We start from the raw sequence: 356 nt of genomic DNA, 5'->3' as shown, positions 1-356 counted from the left end.
GATTAGATAAGAGGGAGATAAAACGATAAAAATTAATAATAATATACAAGCATTAAATGCATACCGTAATTTATATCAGAATCAAAACAACACATCTAAAAATCTTGAAAAACTTTCTTCAGGACTTCGAATAAACCGTGCTTCAGATGATGCAGCAGGGCTTGCAATCTCTGAAAAAATGCGTTCTCAAATTCGTGGTTTAAAGCAGGCGGAACGTAACGCTTTAGACGGTATCTCTCTTATCCAAACTGCTGAAGGTGCCATGCAGGAAATGCATTCTATGCTACAAAGGATGAGAGAGCTTTCTGTTCAAGCTGCAAATGGGACTTATGATGAACAAGATCTCCAGCATATTG

Annotated in this window: 1 pseudogene; it reads left to right on the top strand. The window is 37.1% G+C overall.

Features of this window, described 5'->3' with window-relative positions:
* Positions 1-25: 25 nt before the first annotated feature.
* Positions 26-356 (top strand): annotated as a pseudogene (locus AOA61_RS23880) (flagellin); the annotation flags it as partial.

This window comes from Pseudomonas sp. 2995-1, assembly GCF_002742505.1.
Taxonomy (GTDB): domain Bacteria; phylum Pseudomonadota; class Gammaproteobacteria; order Pseudomonadales; family Pseudomonadaceae; genus Aquipseudomonas; species Aquipseudomonas sivasensis.
This window is presented reverse-complemented; position numbering and strand designations above follow the sequence as displayed.